General features: G+C 40.1%; 24 protein-coding genes and 16 tRNA genes. 31 read left to right on the forward strand and 9 right to left on the reverse strand.

Translation table 11 applies throughout. From position 1 onward, the window contains the following. Positions 1-51 precede the first annotated feature (51 nt). The 19 genes from OPF91_RS06270 to OPF91_RS06360 all read left to right on the forward strand — a co-directional run bounded on the left by OPF91_RS06270 (position 52) and on the right by OPF91_RS06360 (position 4,153). Positions 52-126: transfer RNA gene (locus tag OPF91_RS06270), tRNA-Gly, on the forward strand. 6 nt (positions 127-132) lie between these two features. Further along, positions 133-221 (forward strand) — tRNA-Leu (locus tag OPF91_RS06275). Between the two features lie 9 nt (positions 222-230). Next, a tRNA-Arg gene (locus OPF91_RS06280) sits at positions 231-307 on the forward strand. A 16-nt stretch (positions 308-323) separates the two neighbouring features. Beyond that, positions 324-400, forward strand: a tRNA-Pro gene (locus OPF91_RS06285). 37 nt (positions 401-437) lie between these two features. After that, positions 438-513: transfer RNA gene (locus tag OPF91_RS06290), tRNA-Ala, on the forward strand. 24 nt (positions 514-537) lie between these two features. Further along, positions 538-611: transfer RNA gene (locus OPF91_RS06295), tRNA-Met, on the forward strand. A gap of 6 nt (positions 612-617) precedes the next feature. After that, a tRNA-Ile gene (locus OPF91_RS06300) sits at positions 618-694 on the forward strand. A gap of 20 nt (positions 695-714) precedes the next feature. Continuing rightward, a tRNA-Ser gene (locus OPF91_RS06305) sits at positions 715-807 on the forward strand. Between the two features lie 43 nt (positions 808-850). After that, a tRNA-Met gene (locus OPF91_RS06310) sits at positions 851-925 on the forward strand. Between the two features lie 14 nt (positions 926-939). After that, a tRNA-Asp gene (locus OPF91_RS06315) sits at positions 940-1,015 on the forward strand. A 31-nt stretch (positions 1,016-1,046) separates the two neighbouring features. After that, positions 1,047-1,122, forward strand: a tRNA-Phe gene (locus OPF91_RS06320). Positions 1,123-1,129: 7 nt separating this feature from the next. Next, positions 1,130-1,203, forward strand: a tRNA-Gly gene (locus tag OPF91_RS06325). Between the two features lies 1 nt (position 1,204). After that, a tRNA-Ile gene (locus tag OPF91_RS06330) sits at positions 1,205-1,278 on the forward strand. A 7-nt stretch (positions 1,279-1,285) separates the two neighbouring features. Beyond that, a tRNA-Asn gene (locus OPF91_RS06335) sits at positions 1,286-1,362 on the forward strand. A 5-nt stretch (positions 1,363-1,367) separates the two neighbouring features. Continuing rightward, positions 1,368-1,458: transfer RNA gene (locus OPF91_RS06340), tRNA-Ser, on the forward strand. 2 nt (positions 1,459-1,460) lie between these two features. Beyond that, positions 1,461-1,532, forward strand: a tRNA-Glu gene (locus tag OPF91_RS06345). 397 nt (positions 1,533-1,929) lie between these two features. After that, on the forward strand, positions 1,930-2,691 hold the full coding sequence (locus tag OPF91_RS06350; protein ID WP_264987888.1) for a MerR family transcriptional regulator: 762 nt from the start codon (positions 1,930-1,932) through the stop codon (positions 2,689-2,691). A gap of 66 nt (positions 2,692-2,757) precedes the next feature. Continuing rightward, on the forward strand, positions 2,758-3,180 hold the full coding sequence (locus OPF91_RS06355) for a TraR/DksA C4-type zinc finger protein (protein WP_264987889.1): 423 nt from the start codon (positions 2,758-2,760) through the stop codon (positions 3,178-3,180). A 49-nt stretch (positions 3,181-3,229) separates the two neighbouring features. Continuing rightward, positions 3,230-4,153, forward strand: a complete 924-nt coding sequence (locus OPF91_RS06360) for a dipeptidase (RefSeq protein ID WP_264987890.1) — start codon at positions 3,230-3,232, stop codon at positions 4,151-4,153. A 22-nt stretch (positions 4,154-4,175) separates the two neighbouring features. Here OPF91_RS06360 and OPF91_RS06365 read toward each other — a convergent pair whose 3' ends face one another. Next, positions 4,176-5,096 carry a 1,4-dihydroxy-2-naphthoate polyprenyltransferase gene (locus tag OPF91_RS06365; RefSeq protein ID WP_264987891.1) on the reverse strand — a complete coding sequence of 307 codons (921 nt, stop codon included), beginning with the start codon at positions 5,094-5,096 and terminating at the stop codon, positions 4,176-4,178. Positions 5,097-5,419: 323 nt separating this feature from the next. Here OPF91_RS06365 and OPF91_RS06370 point away from each other — a divergent pair, with 323 nt between their 5' ends. From OPF91_RS06370 to OPF91_RS06400, 7 genes are all read left to right on the forward strand, one after another. Continuing rightward, positions 5,420-6,796 carry an isochorismate synthase gene (locus tag OPF91_RS06370; RefSeq protein WP_264987892.1) on the forward strand — a complete coding sequence of 459 codons (1,377 nt, stop codon included), beginning with the start codon at positions 5,420-5,422 and terminating at the stop codon, positions 6,794-6,796. After that, complete coding sequence (gene menD / locus OPF91_RS06375; RefSeq protein ID WP_264987893.1) at positions 6,789-8,513, forward strand: 2-succinyl-5-enolpyruvyl-6-hydroxy-3-cyclohexene-1-carboxylic-acid synthase; 1,725 nt, start codon at positions 6,789-6,791, stop codon at positions 8,511-8,513. The genes OPF91_RS06370 and menD overlap by 8 nt, the downstream gene beginning before the upstream one ends. After that, positions 8,501-9,325 (forward strand): 2-succinyl-6-hydroxy-2,4-cyclohexadiene-1-carboxylate synthase, encoded by an 825-nt coding sequence (menH, locus tag OPF91_RS06380; RefSeq protein ID WP_264987894.1) that lies wholly within the window; start codon positions 8,501-8,503, stop codon positions 9,323-9,325. The genes menD and menH overlap by 13 nt, the downstream gene beginning before the upstream one ends. Then, on the forward strand, positions 9,322-10,140 hold the full coding sequence (gene menB / locus OPF91_RS06385; protein ID WP_264987895.1) for a 1,4-dihydroxy-2-naphthoyl-CoA synthase: 819 nt from the start codon (positions 9,322-9,324) through the stop codon (positions 10,138-10,140). The genes menH and menB overlap by 4 nt, the downstream gene beginning before the upstream one ends. 79 nt (positions 10,141-10,219) lie before the next feature. Then, positions 10,220-11,647, forward strand: coding sequence for an o-succinylbenzoate--CoA ligase (locus OPF91_RS06390; protein ID WP_264987896.1), 1,428 nt, complete (start codon positions 10,220-10,222; stop codon positions 11,645-11,647). A gap of 4 nt (positions 11,648-11,651) precedes the next feature. Next, on the forward strand, positions 11,652-12,206 hold the full coding sequence (locus OPF91_RS06395) for a VanZ family protein (RefSeq protein ID WP_264987897.1): 555 nt from the start codon (positions 11,652-11,654) through the stop codon (positions 12,204-12,206). A gap of 293 nt (positions 12,207-12,499) precedes the next feature. Then, positions 12,500-13,597, forward strand: a complete 1,098-nt coding sequence (locus tag OPF91_RS06400) for a transglutaminase domain-containing protein (RefSeq protein WP_264987898.1) — start codon at positions 12,500-12,502, stop codon at positions 13,595-13,597. On the opposite strand, the gene OPF91_RS06405 is transcribed toward OPF91_RS06400, so the two are convergent. The 4 genes from OPF91_RS06405 to ytzI form a co-directional block, all read right to left on the reverse strand. Continuing rightward, on the reverse strand, positions 13,548-14,537 hold the full coding sequence (locus tag OPF91_RS06405) for a metal ABC transporter solute-binding protein, Zn/Mn family (RefSeq protein WP_264987899.1): 990 nt from the start codon (positions 14,535-14,537) through the stop codon (positions 13,548-13,550). The two genes, OPF91_RS06400 and OPF91_RS06405, sit on opposite strands and share 50 nt — an antisense overlap. A gap of 102 nt (positions 14,538-14,639) precedes the next feature. Next, positions 14,640-14,873: a membrane protein insertion efficiency factor YidD gene (gene yidD / locus OPF91_RS06410; RefSeq protein ID WP_264987900.1), complete on the reverse strand. Its 234-nt coding sequence runs from the start codon at positions 14,871-14,873 to the stop codon at positions 14,640-14,642. Then, positions 14,870-15,019: a hypothetical protein gene (locus OPF91_RS06415; RefSeq protein WP_264987901.1), complete on the reverse strand. Its 150-nt coding sequence runs from the start codon at positions 15,017-15,019 to the stop codon at positions 14,870-14,872. Before OPF91_RS06415 ends, yidD begins: the two co-directional genes overlap by 4 nt. A 15-nt stretch (positions 15,020-15,034) precedes the next feature. Continuing rightward, complete coding sequence (gene ytzI / locus OPF91_RS06420) at positions 15,035-15,178, reverse strand: YtzI protein (protein WP_264987902.1); 144 nt, start codon at positions 15,176-15,178, stop codon at positions 15,035-15,037. Between the two features lie 127 nt (positions 15,179-15,305). On the opposite strand from ytzI, the gene OPF91_RS06425 reads away from it, so the two are divergent. After that, positions 15,306-15,623, forward strand: a complete 318-nt coding sequence (locus OPF91_RS06425; RefSeq protein ID WP_264987903.1) for a transposase — start codon at positions 15,306-15,308, stop codon at positions 15,621-15,623. A 46-nt stretch (positions 15,624-15,669) separates the two neighbouring features. Here OPF91_RS06425 and OPF91_RS06430 read toward each other — a convergent pair whose 3' ends face one another. The 4 genes from OPF91_RS06430 to OPF91_RS06445 form a co-directional block, all read right to left on the reverse strand. Next, positions 15,670-16,335 (reverse strand): AroM family protein, encoded by a 666-nt coding sequence (locus tag OPF91_RS06430; protein WP_264987904.1) that lies wholly within the window; start codon positions 16,333-16,335, stop codon positions 15,670-15,672. Next, the gene (locus tag OPF91_RS06435; protein ID WP_264987905.1) at positions 16,332-17,483 is read right to left on the reverse strand and encodes an amidohydrolase family protein; all 1,152 of its coding nucleotides are present in this window, start codon (positions 17,481-17,483) and stop codon (positions 16,332-16,334) included. The genes OPF91_RS06430 and OPF91_RS06435 overlap by 4 nt, the downstream gene beginning before the upstream one ends. A 1-nt stretch (position 17,484) precedes the next feature. After that, on the reverse strand, positions 17,485-18,546 hold the full coding sequence (locus OPF91_RS06440) for an amidohydrolase family protein (RefSeq protein WP_264987906.1): 1,062 nt from the start codon (positions 18,544-18,546) through the stop codon (positions 17,485-17,487). 65 nt (positions 18,547-18,611) lie between these two features. Continuing rightward, entirely contained in the window at positions 18,612-20,228 is a 1,617-nt protein-coding gene (locus tag OPF91_RS06445; RefSeq protein ID WP_264987907.1) for an ABC transporter substrate-binding protein, read from the reverse strand. A gap of 212 nt (positions 20,229-20,440) precedes the next feature. On the opposite strand from OPF91_RS06445, the gene OPF91_RS06450 reads away from it, so the two are divergent. The 4 genes from OPF91_RS06450 to OPF91_RS06465 are packed head-to-tail and all read left to right on the forward strand — an operon-like array spanning position 20,441 to position 24,286. Next, positions 20,441-21,403 carry an ABC transporter permease gene (locus OPF91_RS06450; RefSeq protein ID WP_264987908.1) on the forward strand — a complete coding sequence of 321 codons (963 nt, stop codon included), beginning with the start codon at positions 20,441-20,443 and terminating at the stop codon, positions 21,401-21,403. Positions 21,404-21,405: 2 nt separating this feature from the next. Then, positions 21,406-22,272 (forward strand): ABC transporter permease, encoded by an 867-nt coding sequence (locus OPF91_RS06455; RefSeq protein ID WP_264987909.1) that lies wholly within the window; start codon positions 21,406-21,408, stop codon positions 22,270-22,272. 15 nt (positions 22,273-22,287) lie between these two features. After that, the gene (locus tag OPF91_RS06460; RefSeq protein WP_264987910.1) at positions 22,288-23,307 is read left to right on the forward strand and encodes an ABC transporter ATP-binding protein; all 1,020 of its coding nucleotides are present in this window, start codon (positions 22,288-22,290) and stop codon (positions 23,305-23,307) included. Then, entirely contained in the window at positions 23,294-24,286 is a 993-nt protein-coding gene (locus OPF91_RS06465; protein WP_264987911.1) for an ABC transporter ATP-binding protein, read from the forward strand. Before OPF91_RS06460 ends, OPF91_RS06465 begins: the two co-directional genes overlap by 14 nt. The last annotated feature ends 72 nt before the right edge of the window (positions 24,287-24,358 follow it).

The following is a 24,358-nucleotide window of genomic DNA, read 5'->3' on the forward strand; positions in this document are numbered from 1 at the left end:
TTCACCCGCACCAGTATAAATAAGCCAGATAAAAAAACAACGTATGCACATGCGGAAGTAGTTCAGTGGTAGAACACCACCTTGCCAAGGTGGGGGTCGCGAGTTCGAACCTCGTCTTCCGCTCCAATATGTGCCGGGGTGGCGGAACTGGCAGACGCACAGGACTTAAAATCCTGCGGTAGGTGACTACCGTACCGGTTCGATTCCGGTCCTCGGCACCATTTTAATAAGCGCCCGTAGCTCAATTGGATAGAGCGTCTGACTACGGATCAGAAGGTTATGGGTTCGACTCCTGTCGGGCGCGCCAAAAGAATAAAGTTTGTCGGAATGTAGCTCAGCTTGGTAGAGCACTTGGTTTGGGACCAAGGGGTCGTAGGTTCGAATCCTGTCATTCCGACCAGTTTTTCTAAAAAGCAAGAGAATTGTAGTACATATATGGGGCCTTAGCTCAGCTGGGAGAGCGCCTGCCTTGCACGCAGGAGGTCAGCGGTTCGATCCCGCTAGGCTCCACCATATACGAAGTAGGATAAAGATCAAGGCGGCGTAGCTCAGCTGGCTAGAGCGTACGGTTCATACCCGTAAGGTCGGGGGTTCGATCCCCTCTGCCGCCATCTAAAGGACCTTTAGCTCAGTTGGTTAGAGCAGACGGCTCATAACCGTCCGGTCGCAGGTTCGAGTCCTGCAAGGTCCACCACTAAGGTAGGATAAATACATGGAGGTATACCCAAGTCTGGCTGAAGGGATCGGTCTTGAAAACCGACAGGCGGGTAACACCGCGCGGGGGTTCGAATCCCTCTACCTCCTCCATTTTTCAGTTTATCGGTGGTCTCAAAAGTAAAAATAATATTAACGCGGGGTGGAGCAGTGGTAGCTCGTCGGGCTCATAACCCGAAGGTCGTTGGTTCAAATCCAGCCCCCGCAACCAAATTTTAAGTAAAAGGTCCCGTGGTGTAGCGGTTAACATGCCTGCCTGTCACGCAGGAGATCGCCGGTTCGATCCCGGTCGGGACCGCCATTTTTAAGAAGAAGGTTGAAATGGATAATAAGGGTCAGTAGCTCAGTTGGTAGAGCATTAGATTGAAGCTCTAAGTGTCGGCGGTTCGATTCCGTCCTGACCCACCATCATTATGCGGGTGTAGTTTAATGGTAAAACCTCAGCCTTCCAAGCTGATGTCGTGAGTTCGATTCTCATCACCCGCTCCAAGGGCCTATAGCTCAGCTGGTTAGAGCGCACGCCTGATAAGCGTGAGGTCGATGGTTCGAGTCCATTTAGGCCCATCATTATTCCGAAGTAGCTCAGTTGGTAGTAGCACCTGACTGTTAATCAGGTTGTCGCAGGTTCGAGTCCTGCCTTCGGAGCCAAGAATGGGGAAGTACTCAAGAGGCTGAAGAGGCGCCCCTGCTAAGGGTGTAGGTCGGGTAACCGGCGCGAGGGTTCAAATCCCTCCTTCTCCGCCATTGGCCCGTTGGTCAAGTGGTTAAGACACCGCCCTTTCACGGCGGTAACACGGGTTCGAATCCCGTACGGGTCATACAAAATGCAGTGAATGTCAACTAGACGTTCATTGCATTTTTTTATTGGAAAATTGTAGTAAAGACATGTTGATGAGGATAACGAAAACAGTGTATAGCTTATGAGTGAAGGGTATTATCCTATAGTAAATCCTTACTGTAATCACAGAACAGTGTAAAGTAATTTGAATTTTAAAATGCCAAAATGTTGTTAAATCAACGCTTTGGCATTTTTATATCTGTTTGTTTGGGGTTGAAACCATTTTTCAACAGCCTTATGCAATTTTATTGTTTCTACTAAATGCAATTTCTCATATGTATTAATAAGAATATCATCATGAAAAAAATTATTTTACATATTCCACTTGACCTTGACGTTGCGTAAAGGTTTACAGTAGCTATAGGGAGGTGAGAACAATGGAATATACCATTTTAGAGCTTGCTAAATTGTCGGGAGTTAGTACACGAACATTACGTTATTATGATGAAATTGGCTTACTGAAACCAGCACGAACGAATGAAGCTGGGTATCGCTATTATGGGCAAGCAGAAATCGATATGCTTCAGCAAATTTTATTTTATAGAGCACTGGATATGAAGTTGGCAAAGATTCAGGAGATTTTACATGCACCTAATTTCCAACACGCAGAGGCATTGCAGGCACATCGTCTCGCTTTAATACAAAGGAAAGAGCAGCTAGAGCAATTAGTACAAACAGTGGAGCACACATTACAAGCAATGAAGGAGGACAAACCGATGTCAAATGAGGCTAAATTTAAAGGCTTTAAAGAGCAATTAATTGAAGAAAATGAAAAGCAGTATGGTCAGGAAATTCGCGAAAAATATGGAGAGGATGCAGTCAATGCATCCAATGCCAAATTAATGAATATGACAGAAGAGCAATACGAGGCGATGCAACAGCTAGAGCAACAGCTATTTGAACGTTTGCGAGAAGCGATGACAATTGGTGATACAACGAATGATATTGCGATGGAGGTAGCTGAACTGCATAAGCGTTGGTTGAGCTTTACATGGACACATTATTCGAAAGAAGCACATGTAGGCTTAGCACAAATGTATGTGGCTGATGAACGTTTTACAGCTTATTATGATGAACGTGTCGACACAGGGGCAGCACAATTTTTATTTGATGCAATTTGTGCATATGCCGAAAAATAAGCGATGTCTCCTTATGTTTTAGAATGATAAAAGTCGGTCAGAATAATGGCATAAGGAGGGAGCATCATGGAAAAATTCAAACGACAGTTACAACAGCAATTACAGGAAATTGAACAACGACTTGCAGCATCTGAACGTCCTGTCTCAACAGAGCTATCGAATTATGATAATCATCCTGCCGATAATGCGAGTGATTTAACAGATCAATTGACAGAAATGGCGATAGATGAGCATCGTGGAGATGAAGCAGAAGCAATTAAGCGAGCATTGCAAGCAATTGAGGATGGAACGTATGGACAATGTGTTGTCTGTGGAGAAACGATTCCATTAGGGCGTTTAGAAGCCATACCACAAACATTGACATGTGTAGAGCATGCAGAGCAAAAAGATGAGGAGCTAAGACCTGTTGAGGAAGAGCTATTATCTGCGTATCCACCATCAGATGATTTTTTAGAGGTGGAACAGTTTGGCTCTTCTTCAGAAATTTAAGTAAGCAAATTCCCTTGCACACAGTATAATAAATGTGTGAGGTGAGAAGATGAAAATTATTGATTTACATTGTGATGCATTAATGAAATTGACGACACTGGAAGCTATTACGTTTGCAGATGATGTAAGGTTGCAAACAAATAAAGAACGTTTGCAGCAAGGGCAAGTGAAGGCACAAGTATTTGCTATTTTTATTGAACCTGATTTACCACAAAGCATGAAATTTTTAGAGGTTGTACGACAAATTGAAGCCTTCCATACACATATTTGCCAAACAGAGGGCATGGTGCATATCACGGATTGGGCGCAGCTTGAGACACTGGCTCCACAGGAAATAGGGGCCATTTTAAGCTTAGAGGGCTGTGATGCAATTGGCGATGATATAACAAAGTTGCAGGCAATTTTAGATGCGGGCGTTAAATTAGTAGGCTTAACGTGGAATGAGGAAAACGCTGTTGCGTATGGTGCTGAGCAGGATGCGAGCCTAGGTTTGAAAGCATTTGGTCGAGAGGTTATCCAGCTACTCAATGAACGTGATATTATTATTGATGTGTCGCATTTAAACGAGCAAAGCTTTTGGGATGTCCTGCCGTTAGCGAAGCATATCATTGCCAGTCATAGTAATGCCCGTGCACTATGTGATCATCCACGCAATTTAACGGATGCACAGGCAAAAGCGCTTGTGGCACATGGTGGACATATTCATGTTGTTTATTATCCACCGTTTATTGGAGAGCAAGTAACATTGGCTGACTTAGTGTCGCATATTCAGCATTTAGCTGATTTAGTTGGTATAGAGCATCTTGGCTTAGGTTCTGATTTTGATGGGATTGATTACACTGTGAATGGCTTAGCACATGCAGGAGAAGTACAAAATTTAGTACACGCATTAGAAGCACATTTTTCAATAGAGGAAGTACAAGGTATTACAAGTCAGAACCTTTTACGCTATACAGCACAGATAAAAGCGTAAGAAGCCAAGACTCCTTACGCTTTTAATAAAAGAAATGATGGATGATGAGTCCGAGTCCTAAAAGGAAGCCGAAGAAGGTATTTGTTTGCGCTGTGAATTTCATGGCAGGCATAACTTCTTTTGCTTCTTTTTTATCACGGAAAATTTGGATTGCTCGTAGTGGCATTGGCACGCTTAAAAACACAATCAGTGCCCAAAATGTAATGCCGTCTACAGCAACAAGTGCGATTACCCATAGATACGAGACGATGAAAAAGCCTGATAGAACAGAAATAGCATGGTCACGACCAACTAAAATAGCTAGTGTTTTCCGTCCGCCTTCTGTATCCCCTACGATATCACGAATATTATTAGCTAGCATAATGGCTCCCACTAAAATCATACTCGGCATAGAAAGCAGGACAGCATCTAGTGTAACTGTCAATGTTTGAATATAAAAGGCAATAAGCACAATCCCCATGCCCATAACAGCCCCAGATACAAGTTCTCCAAATGGTGAATACGCAATTGGGTATGGTCCACCTGTATATAAAAAGCCAATTAACATACAGACAAGTCCAACAGCTGCAAGCCACCAAGAAGTAGAGGCACAAATGTAAATGCCGAGCACTATAGCGATTGCATAGAAACTTAAAGCGATGATCATAATCGTTTTTGGCTGGACACCATGACGGACGATTGTCCCACCAATGCCAACCGAATTTTCATTGTCCAAGCCTAATTTGTAGTCATAATATTCATTGAACATATTTGTAGCTGCTTGAATCAGCATACTTGCGACAAGCATAGCTAAAAATAGTCCTATATGGATAGTGTGTTTTTCAATAGCTAAGGCAATTGCTGTTCCTAAAAATACAGGAACAAAAGAAGCGGTTAGTGTATGTGGACGTGTTAAATGCCACCAAACTTTAAAGCCCCTATCTGCCTCAATAACTTTGGTCATATAGTAATTCCCCTCTTCAAATAATATAGACTCTTTCTATTGTAAACGATGACAGGGAAATTGGGTAGGTTATAGCTTATTACATACAGATTGGTTGAAAAAATGATACAATAGAAGATGCACTTATGAACAGGTAAAAAATATATCGAATAGCATTGCATTGTGTTTACTGTGCGAAAGCGTAGTGTAACGTAGCGACAGCAAATATTTTCCTGTACCGAAAGCATTAGCGACAGGTACAACATTGTGTTTACTGTGCGAAAGTGTAGTGACAGGTACAATATTGTGCTAGGATGTATATTGCAACAACGGAGGTAATTTTCATGCAACAACAGTGGTACCAAGACACAGCGGTGAACTCTTTGGGCCAAAACCTTCATTTTTATATGGAAACGATCGAAGTAAGCCGTCTCACTGGGCTCGCATTTTATACAGCGGGCGAGAAACGTTATAAAGGTGAACGATTTTATTGGCAAAATAGAGAAAAAACAATGACATTAGTTGGGCTAGGACATGCCTATACAATTCAATCTGAAACGAGTCAACATCGCTTTGATGAAGTAGAAGCAAAATGGCGCAGTTTAACGAAAAATGGTGATATCCAACAGGAACAGCCACCCATATTATTTGGCGGTTTTACCTTTGACCCACAGCATCAAATTGCTGGAGAATGGACGGGCTTTCCAGATGCCTTTTTTGCATTGGCGACATTTCAATTAGTTATTCAACAGGACAAAGCCTATGTCAATTTGCATACGGTGACAACAGAGCCACAAACGGAAGAACAGCTACAGGTATTGCGTCAAGAACGTGATACTTTAATTCAATTGGCACAGGAAACGATGATAACAATGTATGCAAAGCCAGAAATTATTCATTATTTTGAACCACATAAAGAAGCCTATTTGGCATCGATTGACCAAGTAACGGCATTAATTAAGGAAAAGCAAGCAGATAAGGTTGTTATTGCTCGTTCATTGGCCTTACAATTCCAAGAGCCCGTGTCTACTTCACAAGTATTGGCACAAATTACGGAAGAGCAGCCAGAAAGCTATTTATTTGGTTTAGAACATCAACAATTATTATTTTTTGGTGCGTCGCCTGAGCGTTTGGTGAAAGTGCAGGATCGACATGCCTTTTCTTCGTGTGTCGCAGGCTCTATTAAACGAGGAAAAACAGTAGCAGAAGACGAGGTATACGGTCAACGTCTACTCAACGATGCTAAAAATGGTGGAGAGCATCAGTATGTGGTTGATATGATTGCGCAAACATTTCAAGAAAATTGTTTGGATGTCACATTACCAAGTAGCCCAACATTATTAAAAATAAGAGATATTCAACATTTATATACACCTGTTGAAGGACTATTAAAAGAAGGTGCAACGATTTTACAATTAGCCAAATCATTGCATCCAACGCCTGCACTTGGGGGTTCACCAAGACAAGCAGCACTGGAGGCAATACGACAATATGAGCCGATGAATCGTGGGCTTTATGCAGCACCGATTGGCTGGGTAGATGCGCAAGGCAATGGCGAATTCGCTGTAGCGATTCGTTCAGCTACGTTACTACAGGATAAAGCCTATTTGTATGCGGGTGGCGGGATTGTCGCAGATTCAGAAGCACAAGCTGAATATGAGGAGACATTAGTGAAATTCCGTCCAATGCTACGTGCGTTAGGAGGACAATTACATGACTGAGCGAAAGGTTTTAACAGATTATGTGTATCAAATGGTCGCATCCTTTGTGCAAGCGGGTGTAGAGCAAGTAGTCATTAGCCCTGGCTCACGTTCAACACCATTAGCCTATGCTTTCGCTTCCACAAAGGAAATATGTATGTATCGTCAAGTGGATGAACGTTCAGCCGCCTTTTTTGCGCTAGGTTTAGCAAAGGCGACTGCCAAACCTGTCATTTTATTATGCACATCAGGTACAGCTGCCGCTAATTATTTTCCAGCCATTGTGGAAGCAAGCTATGGACGTGTGCCATTAATTGTATTAACAGCGGACCGTCCACATGAATTACGTGAGGTGGGTGCACCACAGGCAATTCATCAACCAAATTTATATGGTGAACATGTGAAATGGAGTGTGGATTTTCCATTGCCAGATGATGCGGCACCAACATTACCTTTTATTGAGCGTCATATTGCACGAGCGATTGCCATTGCAAAGTGTGCTCCCTTTGGACCTGTACATATTAATGTGCCGTTCCGTGAGCCATTATTGATTGATTTTCGTGATGAATTACCTGTGGCGACATTCCAGCATATTCATATGGGGAAACTTGTACCATCATTGGAGGCACAGCAGGAATTAGCAGAACGATTGTGCACAACGAAGCGTGGTTTTATGGTCATAGGAGAACTAGCACTTGGAACAGATATAGGGTTTTTATGGCAGTTAGTACGTCAATTAAAATGGCCTGTCATTGTCGAAAGTCTTGCCAATATGCGTACAGCGATACCAAAGGACTGTGTACCTTATGTGATTACAACGTATGATGCCATTATGAAAAGTGATGATTTTAAAGCATTAGTAAAACCAGAAACGGTGTTGCGTTTTGGCGCACAGCCAATTTCTAAATTTTTGATGCAATTTATTACAGCAAGTCAGCCCAATGCCTATATTGTCGTGGATGAGGACCCCATGTTCCGTGATTCTACAAGTGTTTCAACTCATTTTATTCACGCAGAAATCGGAGAATGGCTGACACAATTAACACTCACAGAGCCAGCACTAGAGCCAGCTTATTTAGCAGAATGGCAAGATGCTAATGATATTGCATTAGAATATATTGAGCATTATGCGGAAGCGGCAGTAGATGAAGGCGCGATTGTCAGTCACTTGCTCGATATGTTACCAAATGGCAGTGATTTATTTGTGAGCAGTAGTATGCCTATACGTGATATTGATACATTTTTAATGCCAACTACAAAAGATTTACGTATTTTTGCGAATCGTGGCACAAACGGAATTGATGGTGTCGTATCAACGGCACTTGGCTTTAGTCAGGGCAATGAGCGAGAAACGTATTTATTAATTGGTGACTTAGCTTTTTTACATGATGTGAATGGTTTAATCGCCTCACGTTATCAAGAATGTGAGCTAACTATCATTGTCATGAATAATGATGGTGGTGGGATTTTCTCTTATTTACCTCAATCGACAATCAAGGCACATTATGAGGATTTATTCGGTACACCAACAGCTCTTACATTCAATGATATGGCGAAGATGTATGATCTCGATTATATTCGCATTGAACATATTACAGAATTGGCTCAAAAATTGGTGGAACCGAAAAAGCGCCCATTACGTTTAGTAGAAATTTTTACGGACCGAGAAGAAAATGTTTATGCACATCGAGCATTATGGAATCGCATTAATGCGGGGTTAAAAGCATGGCAAAGCTAATGGTGAGAGGGCTTGAAACAGCTATTGAAGTATGGAATGCAGAAGCCTCACAAACCATTGTTGCTTTACATGGCTTTACAGGCAGTACCACTACATGGCAAACACTCGCTAAGGCTATGCCAAATGTGCGGGTGATTGCGATTGATTTAATTGGACATGGTCAAACAGCTATTCCTGAACAGTCCAATCGTTTTAGTATGGAGGAGCAAATACAGGATTTAGAGGCAATTTTTCAGCAATTGTCACTCGAGCATTTTACGTTGCTAGGCTATTCAATGGGAGGGCGTATTGCTTTAAGCTATACACTTGCTTATCCTACTCGTGTGGTTCAATTACTATTAGAAAGTGCCTCACCTGGTTTGAAAACAGCAGAGGAGCGATTACAACGACGCCAGCAAGATGCACGTTTAGCCGATATGATTTTGCAGTATGGTGTGGAAGTATTTGTAGAGGAATGGGAAAATATCGCTTTGTTCGCCTCGCAAAAACGGTTATCTGCACAGAAACAGCAAATAATTCGTGCAGAACGTTTAGCTCAACGTAAGGAAGGTTTAGCAGGGAGCTTACGAGGTATTGGTACAGGTAATCAGCCATCCAACTGGGAGACATTAGGGCAGCTTGTATGTCCTGTCCTGCTAATTACAGGTTCATTGGATCGTAAATTTTGCTCGATTGCCACTGAAATGTGTAGGGCTTTGCCAAATGGGAAACATGTTATCATAAATGATGTGGGACATGCAATTCATGTGGAAAATCCCGATAATTTTGCTACAATAGTAATGAAGCATATGAATGAGGAGGTAAATAAATGACACGTCAATGGACAACATTACATACTTACGAAGACATTAAGTATGAATTTTATAACGGCATCGCAAAAGTGACGATTAACCGTCCAGAGGTGCGCAATGCATTCCGCCCAAAAACGGTAATGGAAATGATTGATGCTTTTTCACGTGCACGTGATGATAAAAATGTAGGCGTCATTATTTTAACAGGTGAAGGTGAACATGCTTTCTGTTCAGGTGGAGACCAAAAAGTGCGTGGTCATGGTGGCTATGTAGGAGACGATGAGATTCCACGTCTAAATGTATTAGATTTACAACGTTTAATTCGTGTCATTCCAAAGCCAGTTGTCGCAATGGTAGCTGGTTATGCAATCGGTGGTGGACATGTACTACACGTAGTATGTGACTTAACGATTGCTGCTGATAATGCACGCTTTGGCCAAACAGGACCAAAAGTAGGATCATTTGATGCAGGCTATGGCTCAGGCTATCTTGCACGCATTATCGGTCATAAAAAAGCACGTGAAATTTGGTATCTTTGCCGTCAATATGATGCACAGCAAGCACTTGATATGGGCTTAGTCAATACGGTTGTTCCTTATGCACAGCTTGAGGATGAAACAGTTCAATGGTGTGAAGAAATGCTGCAAATGTCACCAACTGCACTACGCTTCTTAAAAGCAGCAATGAACGCAGATACAGATGGCTTAGCAGGGCTTCAACAAATGGCTGGTGATGCGACATTACTTTATTACACAACAGATGAAGCAAAAGAAGGTCGTGACGCATTCAAAGAAAAACGTCAACCAGACTTTGGTCAATTCCCAAGATTCCCTTGATTTGATGTTGCTAGTTAGGTCCGTATCACTTGTAGGTACGGACCTTTTGAATGGAAACGGATAGAATGGAGAGAGTGACATGTATCCGAATTGGATTTTACAGCGAGCCTATTTAACACCAACACGGCAGGCTTTAGTTTTTCATGAGCAATCATGGACATTTGAGCAATTGAAGGAACAATCATTACAACGAGCTCACCAGCTAACAACGCTTGGTGTTCAACAGGGAAGTCGTGTGGCGATTATGGGACCAAGTACACCCTATTTTGTGATGATGCTATACGCTTGTATGCATTTACAGTGTGAAATCGTGTTACTGAATCGTCGTTTAACAAAAGAGGAGCTTGCCTATCAACTGGCAGATTCAGAAGCGGTGATGGTACTTGTTGCGGATGAAGACCAGGAAAAATTGCCACCGCATGTACAACAATATACCTTTTCAACAATTGCCAATAGTGCTGAGATGGCAGTTGATATTGCGCAAGAATGGTCTATACAGCACACAATTTCCATTATGTATACATCTGGTACAACAGGCTTTCCAAAAGGTGTGCGTCAAACAGTTGGTAACCACCAAGCAAGTGCAACAGCTTCCGTATTAAATATAGGCTTACAGACAGAGGATGCTTGGCTATGTGCTGTGCCATTGTTTCATATTAGTGGCTTATCGATTATTGTGCGTTCATTGCTATATGGAAATGCGATTTATTTATATGACCAATTTGATGTAGAGACAATTACACAACATATTATTGATGGTGATGTGACACATATGTCGGTTGTAGCAGTGACATTAGAGCGTATTTTGCATACATTAGAACAGCAAAATGCACAAGCCTCACCACGTTTTAAAGTGATGCTGGCTGGTGGCGGACCTGTACCTGTTGATTATTTACAACGTGCATATCAAAGGAAGTTAGCGGTTGTACAAACATATGGCATGACAGAAACGGCTTCTCAAACAGCAACATTAACGAGTGAGGATGGGCTACGAAAGATTGGCTCGGCAGGGAAGCCCTTATTTTTTAATCAGTTACGAATCAATGAGCCAAATGGACATGGTGAAGGAGAAATTTGTATTCGAGGTCCACATGTGACACCTGGTTATATTGGGCGTTATGCGGATAAAAGTACTACAGTAAATGGCTGGCTACATACAGGCGATATTGGCTATATCGATGCAGAAGGCTATTTATTTGTATTGGATCGCCGTGCAGATTTAATTATTTCAGGTGGAGAAAATATTTATCCTGCTGAAATTGAAAATGTGCTATTAACACACCCCGCTGTTCAAGAGGCAGGCGTTTGTGGACAGGAGGATGAACGATGGGGACAAGTACCAATTGCGTTTGTCGTTTTGAAGGAAACCATTACCACTGAACAATTACAAGTATTTTGTCAGCAAAAATTAGCACGCTATAAAGTACCAAAAGAGATTATCATGGTAGATGAATTACCTCGTAATGGGGCAAATAAGCTATTGCGTCGTCAATTAAAGAAAGAGTAGATGGATGGAAAGAAATGAGTATGGAGGGTCAGAATCATTGAGCTATATTGTTGACTTTCTATTACTGGCTGTCCTGTATTTTTGGTTGTTCTATAAAAAATGGTATCAACAAGGTAAAGAGCAATGGCTACTGAAAACATTAATGTATATATACATGACAATGGTTTTATTTTTTACATTGATGCCATTTCCACTACCAATGGGTGGGACGAATTATGTATCTTGGCAATCGGTGAATCTCACACCATTTAGAGATGTTATACAACATTATCGTGGTGCTCACAAAGAAATCATATTGAACATTGTGATGACGATACCTTTTGGTGTGTTGTATCCTTTGATTTGGAAGAAAAATATATGGAAAACGGTGTTCGTAACTTTTTTATTGAGTTTGTCGATTGAAAGTATACAACTGTTAGGTTCATGGTGGGGCGTGCATTCACGTGCTTTTGATGTAACGGATTTAATTACCAATACAATAGGTGGCTTTATTGGGTATATGATTTTTTTGCTGCTAAAGCCAGTGATAGAAAAATTATTAAACGCTTGGCATAGCTAGTTGCTAAGCGTTTTATTTATTCTTTATCTTGATTCAGTGGGCGTTTGGACACCCACTGAATCAAGATAAAGCCCCAGCGGATGTCATGGATTTTGAAGAGGAACTTTCCGAGTGAACTCGGAAAAATCCAGACGCAATTACGCTGGGGCGTAATTGATTATGTAAACATGCATCTTAAATTTAGTACGCTACATATTTTTAAATGGACAGTTCTACAACGATAGATTGTTGGAGATGAAGCATAAATCATACTCTATTAAACATAGACTAGTTAATAGAGGAGAATGGCTCATATGAAAAAATACATGTATTTGATGATTGTAATGGTATTTTTCCTACAAATGAGTCATGTGCCAGTGATAGCAGAGAAAAAAACAGTCCCCACAGTTGATACGATTCCTACTTTACAACAAGCAATCCAACAAGAAGTTATGCAGTGGTCAACGAATTTTACAGTTCGTTACACAGGCGAGACAGCAACTATCAAAGATAAGCTTACAGCTATTATTAAAGAAGCCATTCAAGATCCATATGTATATGCGAATATGGCGAGCTTTACATGGAAATATGATGGTAAAGTTAACGATGTCCTCATTGATTTCGTTATAGAATATCGTATTTCACCTGATGAAGAGGCGTTTGTAAAGCGAGAATTAGCAAAAATTCTGTCGCCAATGTATGGCTTGAGTGATGTAGAAAAAATAAAAGCGGCACATGATTTTATCGTGCTATCAAGTGAATATTCTAATGAAACATTAGGAAGCCCATATTCGATTTATACGTTGCTAACGGAGAAGAAAGGCGTTTGTCAGGCATATGCGTTAACGCTGTACCGAATGTTAGAGATGCTGGGGGTTGATGTGCGTTATGTGCCCGGAACTGCTAATAACCAGCTACATGCATGGGTATTAGTGAAGCTACAGCAGGCATGGTATCATATCGATGTGACATGGGATGATCCATTGCCAAATCGTCAGGGAGAGGTACAATATCAATATTTTCTTGTATCAGACCAGCAAATGGCCAAGGAGCATACATGGAATACTGCGGAATTTCCTGCAGCGACAAATGCAAGCTATGTTGATTTTCGCCCTGTTTTTCAACCAATGCTATTCAAAACAACGAAAAGTAGTGTAAAATTCAATGAACAGCCAGCGATTGATAAAAAAGAATCCTGTATAGAAGAAAGGCAAATTATTCAGTTAGATCCTATTATCATGCTGTTTGTAATGGCAGAAAAAAGCAATCAATCATTTCGACAAATAACCAAACGCACACCACAAGAAAAACATGTCATACGCAAGGAGGTGTCCCACAGTAATTTGGGACACCTCCTATTTGTTAATTTAAAACAGTTGTTAATGTTTGGATATTTTTTTTCATTAGTGTGAAATAATCTTCCTTTTGACTGATGTCTTCTTTTGTTAAGACACTTAAATTATGCAGTACAAGTGATTTTGCGCCTACTTCTTTTTGAATCACTTCTGCTAGTTTAGATGAAACATTTTGCTCGAATAAAATATAGTGAATATGCAGGTTATTGGCTTTTTCAACGATAGCCGTTAACTCTTTTTGAGATGGCTCACTTTGAGAATTCAAGCCCGCAATTGGCACTTGTGTTAAGCCATATTGACCTGCAATATAGCCAAATGCTGCATGTGACACAAAAAATGTTTTATTTTGTGCTTGGTCTGCCATTGTGGCAAATTCAGTATCTAAATCCTGTAGCTCTTTGACTAATGTCTCGTAGTTAGCCGTGAATGTTGCTTCCTGTGCAGGCATTTTTTCGACTAAGGCATTTTTGATAGCAAGTGCTAAATCTTGGCTAATAGTAGGTGATAGCCAAACATGTGGATCTAGATCACCATGCTCATGCTCCTCATGTCCATGATGATCTTCCTCATCTTCATCATGGTCTTGATGTTCCTCTCCATCTGCATGTGTATGACCAGTGCTCATAGCTAATTTCTCATCTGAGACATCTTCAGCAGTAGCGACCAGTGTTACATCCTCTTTCGCCAATGTTTTCTTGGCATTTTCAACAAAGCCCTCTAGCCCTAAGCCAATGTAAAAAAACATATCTGCATCAGCTAATTTCATCATATCCTTTTGGGTAGGCTCAAATGTATGCTCATTGGCTCCAGTAGGGTAAATAGATGTTACATGAACAAATTCACCACCAATTCTTTCAGCAAAATAGCTTAATGGATAGACCGTTGTATAAATAGATAATTGATCTCTGGAAGTGCTTGACGATGTGTCTTGCTTACCACAAGCGGCTGTGAATAAAGCGAGCATCATGACGAATGCTAATAAAAATAATTTTTTCATAAAATACCTCTCTTAAATAGTAATTATTACGATTTATAATTTGAACATTTTTTATAATAACGCATATGAAAGAAAAGTACAAGAAAAAAAGCCTTCAAAAAATTAATCTTTTTTTGAAGGCCATTTATCAGGGACTGGATCAAAGCCACCTGCATGAAATGGGTGACATTTAGCTATACGTGTTACAGTTAATAGGAACCCCTTCACCGCACCATGTTTTTGAAAAGCTTCTAATCCATAAGCCGAGCAGGTGGGATGAAAGCGGCAAGTTGGTGGTGTCATAGGCGAAATAAATTTTCGATAAAAGGTAATCAGTCCAATAAAAAGATGCTTCATAGCTGCTCATCCTTTGGAGGCTGTGGTTTTGCATCAATTGTTTGTGTAAAAAGATGATTTTTTTTCTTAATGATATAAATGACAGATATGCCAAACATCAGCATCATTATTGCAATCATAATGATAATTGGTAGTGGTACACCCATTGGAATCCTCCTAACTTATTTTTGTGTTGTATCATGCTTCTTTGGTTTTGCGTCAATAGTATGCTGAAAAGCATATGCACGATTAATGCTGACAATTGTCGTGCATGTAATAATGATAACAATCATAATGGCAATCGTTAAAAGTATAGCTAAACTCATAGCAATTCCCTCCAATTATATTTCATTATATAGCATGTCGATGGAATAAGGGCTGTAGAAGTTTGACATTTCAACGAATAAAATCACCTATCTTTCACCATACTATGGAAAAAAGGAGTGTGATGGAATGGAGCGACAACGTGTCTATTTTTCGCTGGCGAATAAAACATATTATACGAATCCACATGCAGGACAATGGAATTTTGAATTGAATGTGGATCGTCAGGCATTAGATGTATTCGAGAAGATTTTTCAGCAAATGCAGTTACTGGAGATTTCCAACGCGTGGCGTGCACAATTACCTTATATACAATACCATTCAGACAAAGAAAATGATGAAATTGATTTGCGTCTGAAGAAAATTTACGCGTTGATTCATGAGTATGGGGATGAGGATACGAAGGCTTTTGTGGAGCAGCTACCGTATTTTAATAGGCGTGTTTAAAACAAAGCTGTTCAGACAAATATCGCATTCTGAACAGCCTTTGCTTTTAGGATAAAATATTTTTCAGCATTGTAAAAATCGCTTCTCTGGGAACAATAATAGGAATAGCTAATTGGTCTTTCATATTATTTTTCATAGTGGATGAGTAGCCCATACAGTCAAGAATTAACAGTTCAGCTCCTTGAGATTGTAGTTGTTGAGCTGTTGCTAATAGATGCTGCTCGTTAAAATGATAGGGAGAGCTAGCCCCAAAAGTGACAGCAAATTGTGCGTTTTGCCATTTTTCTATGACACTGCTATATTGTTCAGGCTCAGGACCGATTAAGCCGAGCATTAAATCGTTGTTGATACCTTTCACAAAATTTGTCATGATACGATCGGGTAGCAATAGGTTTTTACCTGCTAATTTATTCGTAAAATCACCTGTACACATTAATAAAATCCATGTAAAATCTTGTAAAGTATCAAGTGATTGTTGGATAAAGGGCATTAGCTTCTTTTTGCTTAGCTTCACCTGTTCACCATTTGTCAGTAATGTGACAAGAATGTCTGTATCGTTAGGAGTGGGAGCAAGCGCTGCAATTTCAGCAGATGATAATGTATCAAGCACACCAAATTCTGTGACATCTAAACCAGCATCGAGTAATTGGGCAATATCGGTAGCCATATCTTTGCGGGGAGCTTGACCAATTGTAACAACAGCAATTTTCATATTTCTCCCTCCGCCTCATAATATTTTATACCATTTACATAGGTTTGGAGCACTCTTGCCTCTGTCTCAAAAATAGGGTGTGACCAGACAACAAAATCTGCATCTTTGCCTTCTTCAAGTGAGCCAATGCGATAGTCTAGCTGCACAAGCTTTGCGGCATTAATCGTAATGCTCTTTAAAGCGGTTTCCTCATCTAATCCATAACGAATTGCCTCAGATGCACAATATTTTAAATATTGTATCGGTACAAATGGATGGTCAGTCATAATGGCAAATGGAATATGATTTTCCTTGAAAACTTTAGCGATAGCAGGTGTAGAATGACGGGTTTCATATTTAGATGGTGTCAGCATATAAGGACCTACTGTTGTGTTAAAGCCACTAGCATTTACAGCATCGACAATTAAATGTCCCTCTGTACAATGCTCTAAATGTAGCTGAACATTGAATTCTTTGGCAATGCGAATGGCAGTCATAATATCATCTGCCCGATGGCAATGGAGACGTAATGGCATCTCTCCTCGTAGTACTTCGATAAAGGGACGGAGCTCTAAATTTTGTTGAATGTGCATAGCCTGCTCTTCTGCGCTTAAATGGGTTGCACGTTGAAAGCCATCACGTAACAATTGTGCAATCGCCATTCGTGTCATGGGCTTCCGTTTATATTGATTACCAAAGACATTTTTCGGATTTTCACCTAATGCTCCCTTTAAGCCACTTCGTTCCACTAATACGCGTGATGGTAGTGTTGGACCTGCTGTTTTGAGAATGCTCCAAATACCACCAATAACATTGGCACTGCCTGGTCCCGTTTGCACGGTTGTGACGCCACCTTCTAGTGCGTGTTGAAAGGAAAAATGGCGGATATCGACACTATCCAATGCATGCATAAGCGGTGTAAAGGGCTCACTATATTCATTCGCATCATTAATATCCTCTGTTACCTCAGCCCACGTACCAACATGTGCATGAATATCGATAAGCCCTGGTGTCACGAAAGCACCTTGTAAATCGATTGTTTGCACATCAGCGGGTATCGCTTTTGCAGGCCCTATATAAAGAATGCGTCCATCTTCTACCCATAGCTGGTCAAAAATATCATGCCCAGCATTAACAGTAATAAATTTGGCATTATGATAAATAATCATCTTAGTTACCTTCTTCCCGTGCATAAACTTGCTGACCTTTAATAAAGGTAGCGACGACTTGTGCATCTAAATCTAAAGGATGTTTATTCCAAATAACGAAATCCGCTAGTAGCCCAGTGCGCATGGAACCTGTTAAATGTTCAATACCAAGGAAGGCTGCCGCACCTGTTGTTAATGTATAAAGTGCATCCTGACGTGATATACCCTCTCGTATAGCTAAACCAGCTTCTAATGCTAAATGAGTTGCACTGCTTACAGGATGGTCAGTGCAAAAGACAAAGGGGATATGTGCACTAGCAAGCTGTTTATATAGTTTGGGTGATAGTGCCAGCATTTCATTATGTTCAATATAGCGGAATGTAGGACCTGCAATGACCGTATTAAACGCAGCTTCTGTAATGAGTGGTAGTTCTGTACCGTGAATAATATGGAAATCGATAGCAAATTCCTGTTGTAGACGAGTAATCAATTCAATATCCACAGCCTTATGTGCACGAATCACGATTTTACGAATAGTAGGCTGTTGCTGCTGGATTTCTTGCAGTGTATCTCTCACAATTTTGGCAATACCCATACGTGTTAGTGGCTTTTTTGTCGCATTAAAAAAGGTACTTTTTGCATTTTGACCAATAGAAAAGGCGAATGCCACATCCTTTTGCAGCACCATTTCATCAACAGTGGAATGTGTATGATGAATAACAGCCGTTTTCGCACCGATTAAACTTTTAGGGGAGGGCACAATATGAGAAGCCGTAATACCATGTGCCACTGCTTTAGGAAAAGCTAAATCGAATGGGTAGATACCATCGATAACGGAATACTGTAGATTCGCCTCCCATTCAAAGCTATCATCTCCCTCCCAACGAATACCAATTTCCTGTAAACCGATTTGTGAGCAGCTATCAATAAAGCCAGGTGTCACGTAATAGCCTGTTAAATCCACTTCGTTTTCAGCTACATGGTGTGTTTGCTCGAAGTATTGTCCATTTACTTGAAAAGTGCTTTGTTCAAATTGACGAGTGTCCGAATTAAAAATAAGTCCATTATTGTAGCGTGTAATCAAAATATTCCCCTCCATATGAAGAGAAAAGTGGAGAAAACGCTCTCCACTTTTCTTATAGTCACAGTTTATTTAGCGATAGAAACGTTTGTACCGTTTGGACTTACGATTTGAATTGAGTTATCAGGAGATACTGTAAAGCCTTGTACTTTTTTATTAATCGCAGCTACTGTTTGTGTTGCCTCTAACTCAATACGTGGCACATCCGCTAAAATTAGTTTTAATGCTTCTTGGTATAGTTTTGCACGTTCCTCTTGGACAACTGTTTCGGAAACCGCACGCTCTAGTAAGGCATCTACTTCTGGGTTACTATAGCCTTTACCATTACCTAAAGCGCCAATTTGTTTTGTACTGAATAATTGATATAAGAAGAAGTATGGGTCTGGATACCAAGTCCAACCACCAATATTCATCGGTGCGTTTCCTTTCGCTACTGTATCACTGTAAGTACCCCATTCAACGACTTTGATTTCCACATCAATATTTAAGTTGTTCTTTAATTGACTTTGGAAAATGGTTGCATATGGTACACGTGCCTGTGATACATAAATTTCTGTTTTAAAGCCATCAGGATAGCCAGCTTCAGCTAATAATTTTTTCGCTTCCTCTGGATTGTATTTTGGCACAGCATCAATTAATGATTTGTCATAGCCCCATGAACCAGGTGGTAATGGTAGGTAAGAAACATCGCCACCGCCCCATTGGTTAACACCTGTAATAATTTCCTCTACATTTGTTGCTTTATAAATAGCCTCACGTACACGCTTATCAGCAGTTGGTCCTACTTTATTGTTCAAATCAAGGTAAACGATAGATAATCCAGGGTTTGTCAGCAATTCTAAATTGCTATCTTGCTTCACAATTTCACGGTTTTGGCCTTTTACGTCCATTGCAATATCAATATCGCCAGAACGTAAGGCATTTGTCATCATGTTTTGGTCAGCAATAAACTTCATTGTTACATTATCAACATGAGGTTTTTCTCCCCAGTAATTATCATTACGCACAAATTTGACTTCTTGGTCTTTTTTCCATTCAGTTAGCTGGAATGGACCTGTCCCTACAAAATGCTCAGAGAAGCTATCGCCCCAGCCTTCCACTTCTTCTTTTGGAATGATGATATTACCAGCATCTGTAAGCATTGCTAATAATGCTGCATTTGGTGATGCTAAATGAATTTCTACTTCATAATCAGAAAGAACCTTTACTTCTGTCACACCATTTAAACGATTCATAGCAGATTCTTTAGCAGAACGCTCTAATGAATATTTGACATCCTCAGCTTTCATTTCACGTCCATCTTGATATTCACCTTTTTGGAATTTCACGCCTTCACGTAGTTTAAATGTGTAGACTAACATATCATCTGATACTTTCCATTCTGTTGCTAATGATGGAATGATATCTGATAAATCTTTATTATAGATTACCAATGTGTCAGCCATTTGTCGCATTACTTGTGATTCGTAAACTCCTGTGTATTTGATAGGATCAAATGTTTTGGCGTTGGCAGAAAGTCCGATGTTTAATGTACCACCAGATGTTGCTTCTCCTGCTTTTTCTCCAGATGAATCATTGTTATCATCAGTGCTTGTCTTATCACCGCCACCACAAGCTGCCAATACACCAATTATTAATGTAAGCATCAGCAATAGAAACGATTTTTTGAAAGATAAACTCTTCATGCTATTTCAGCCTCCTTGTTTTTGTTTCACAATATGAACTATTGATTCATAATGTAATGTTGAATATAAAATTAGCACACTTGTAAAGTGAAAGTAAATAATAATTTAAAAAATTCAGAAAAAATATTTACAAACAAAGTGGGTGGGGTGTAGTATGTATTTATTCACAATATGAACTACTGTTTCTAATAATGAAAAAGAGGGGGAACGAAATGGGCTCATTTATTTTAAAGAGATTGATTAACTTAGTCCCTACATTGCTAGTAGTTGGAATCATTGTTTTTATTATTACGAGAATGATTCCGGGTGATCCAGCATCCGTTATGCTAGGGCCACAAGCTAGTGTGGAGGATGTAGAAAATTTGAGAGCAGAGTTAGGGTTGGATAAATCCCTACCAGCTCAATTTGTTTCATATATTGCAGATTTAGCGCAACTGAATCTTGGTTATTCTTATTCATATAGTGAATCTGTTTTTGGCTTGATAGCAGAGCGGTTTCCAAACACAGTGATTTTAGCGTTAGCCGCATTATTCATTGCTGTTGTGATAGGAATCCCTGCTGGTATCTTTGCAGCAAGAAAGCAAAATACAATAGTAGACTATGTGGTGATGTTAGTCTCACTAGTTGGTGTATCAATGCCTATTTTTTGGTTGGGCATTATGCTCGTCCTATTCTTTAGTGTCAATCTCGGTTGGCTACCTGCAACAGGGATGGGGAGTATGGATGATGGATTATGGGCATTTATTAAGCATTTAATACTTCCTGCCTGTGCTTTAGCGACGATTCCAATGGCGACATTTGCACGAATTACACGTTCTAGCATGCTAGAGGTAATTTCACAGGATTATATTAAAACAGCTCGTTCAAAAGGTATTAAAGAATATTTAGTTATTGGAAAACATGCCTTTAAAAATGCACTAACACCTATTTTGACTGTATTGGGGATGCAGATTTCTAATTTGCTTGGTGGAGCCGTCTTGACAGAAACTATTTTTAGCTGGCCAGGCATGGGAAGACTTATCGTTGATGCGATTGATAAACGTGATTTTGTTGTTGTACAAGGAACAGTTATCTTTATTGCCTTTATTTTCGTTTTGGTGAACTTAATTGTTGATGTACTGTATAAGGTTGTCAACCCTAAAGTAAATTTAGATTCGGATGGGGGGAAAAAATAGCGATGGTACAAGCGATTGTAAATGATACGAAAAAGAAAAATACGTTGCTTCGCAAATTGTTAAAAAATAAATTAGCATCTATCGGCTTAGTCATTGTAGCCATTATGGCGATTGTCGCTATTTTTGCACCGTGGATTGCTACCCATCCGCCAGATGAAATGACGGTTGGTAAATCCTTTTTAGCTTGGAATACAGAAGGACATTTACTTGGTACAGATAATTATGGTCGTGATTTATTTAGTCGTCTTGTTTATGGCACACGTATTTCAATGATTGTTGGGATTGCTGCTGTGTTGTTTGGCGCTGTTTTTGGTACATTACTAGGCCTAGTTGCTGGCTATTTTGGTGGTCGTTTAGATGCTGTGATTATGCGTACAATGGATGGTCTATTTGCCTTCCCATTTATTTTATTAGCTATTACATTAATGACAGTTTTAGGTCAAGGACTAGTCAATGTTATTGTGGCGATTGGGATTGCCAATATCCCAGGGTTTGCAAGGCTTGTGCGTGGACAGGTATTGAGTGTGAAGGAAGAAGAATTTGTGGAAGTGACACATTCATTAGGTGCAACACATCGCCGTATTATTTTTAGTCATATTTTACCGAATTGCTTAGCGCCATTAATTGTTTATGGCACGATGAGTACGGCTGGAGCAATTATCTCGGAGGCAGCACTTAGCTTTTTAGGTTTAGGTGTTCAGCCACCAACAGCTTCATGGGGAAGTATTTTAAAGGATGGTAAGGATTTCTTAGTGTTAAATCCTCAAATGGCGACATTTTCAGGTGTTTGTATTTTAGTAACAGTGCTGGGCATTAACCTATTAGGGGACGGCTTACGTGATGCACTAGATCCAAAAATGAAGGTTTAATGGGGAGGTGAAATGATGACAGAGCATTTATTGAATGTAGAAAATTTAACGGTTGAATTTAAAAGCAGTGGTTCTACTATGAAGGCTGTCAATGGTGTGAATTTACAATTAAATAAGAAGGAAACACTTGGAATAGTAGGAGAATCAGGCTCTGGTAAAAGTGTGACAGCGACTGCTTTAATGCGTCTTATTCCATCACCACCAGGGAAAATTACAGATGGTCATATTTATTTTAATGGACGTGATCTGCTCCAGCTATCAGAGAAGGATATGCGCAATGTACGAGGAAATGACATGTCCATGATTTTCCAAGATCCTATTACAAGCTTGAACCCTGTGCTGACAGTAGGCAATCAAATTGTGGAAGTAATACGAGCGCATGAAAAGATATCAAAAAAGGATGCCGCTACAAAAGCTGTAGAAATGCTGAAAATGGTAGGAATTCCTGAGCCTGAAAAACGTTTAAAAATGTATCCACATGAATTTTCGGGCGGAATGAGACAGCGTGTGATGATTGCGATTGCATTAGCATGTAATCCTAAGCTGTTAATCGCTGACGAACCAACAACAGCGCTGGATGTAACGGTACAGGCACAAATTTTAGATTTGATGAAAAAGCTACAGCAGGAACATGACACAGCCATTATTATGATTACACATGATTTAGGCGTTGTGTGGGAGCTATGTGACAAAGTGAATGTGATGTATGCAGGACGAACAGTGGAATCTACTACAACACGACAGCTTTATGACAATGCCCTACATCCGTATACATGGGGCTTATTAGAATCACAAATTACGATGGGGACACAGGAGCAGGAACGGTTACCCGCTATTCCAGGAAGTCCACCAGATCTGACGATGCCACATAGTGGTTGCCATTTCGCCTCTCGTTGTCCATTAGCAACAGAGATTTGTCATCATACCGCTCCTGAATTAGTAGAAGTGCAAAGTAATCATTTTGTTGCCTGTCATTTGCAATCTAAGGAACAAATTGTCGAACGTAAGGAGGGGATTTTTAATGCAGCAAAATAGAGAACCTATACTAAAAGTAAGTAACTTAAAAAAGCATTTTCCAATTAAAAGCTCCATCCCTTTCAAAAAAGCTACACAATTTGTCAAGGCGGTAGATGGTGTTAGTTTTGATTTATATAAAGGTGAAACACTCGGTATTGTAGGGGAATCAGGCTGTGGTAAATCAACCGTTGCTCGTTTAATTAATCAATTAATTACACCGACAGAGGGCAAAGTTGAATTTAATGGTGTGGATTTAGCTAGCTTAAAAACAGCCGATATTCGTTCAGCACGAAAATCTATTCAAATGGTGTTTCAAAATCCATATGCTTCACTGGACCCAAGGAAAACGATTGAATATTTAATTGCTGAGCCACTTGCTATTCATGGTATTGGCGATGATGCATCACGCAAAAAACGTGTGGTGGACTTGCTTGAAACAGTGGGGTTAAGTGCATATCATGCAAAACGACATCCACATGAATTTTCAGGTGGTCAAAGACAGCGCATTAATATTGCCCGTGCACTTGCTTTAAATCCAGCAATCGTTGTATGTGATGAGCCTGTTTCGGCATTGGATGTATCGGTTCAGGCACAGGTTATTAATTTATTGAAAGATTTACAGCGGGATTTTGGCTTAACATATATATTTATTTCCCATGACCTAAATGTTGTGAACTATATGTGTGATCGAATTGCTGTGATGTATTTAGGTAAGGTTGTAGAGATTGGCACGTATCAAGAGATATATGGCAATCCACAGCATCCCTATACACAAGCGTTATTATCGGCTATCCCTAAGGAAAATCCGTTTGATGCAAAGGAGCGCATTATTTTATCAGGAGATGTACCAAGTCCAGTCAATCCCCCGAGTGGCTGTGCATTTCATAAGCGATGCCGCTTTGCGATGGAGCAATGTGCACAAATTCAACCAATGCTAGATACAGTGACAGATACACATCAAGTATCGTGTCATTTATTCCGTGTTAACAGTCTGTAAAATCCTCACTTCAAAATAAGAAAATAAAATCAAGCTGTTTAAGTATGGGGAATGAACAGGCTGTAAAAACCT

This window comes from Lysinibacillus piscis (genome assembly GCF_026012395.1).
GTDB classification, from domain to species: Bacteria; Bacillota; Bacilli; order Bacillales_A; family Planococcaceae; genus Lysinibacillus; species Lysinibacillus piscis.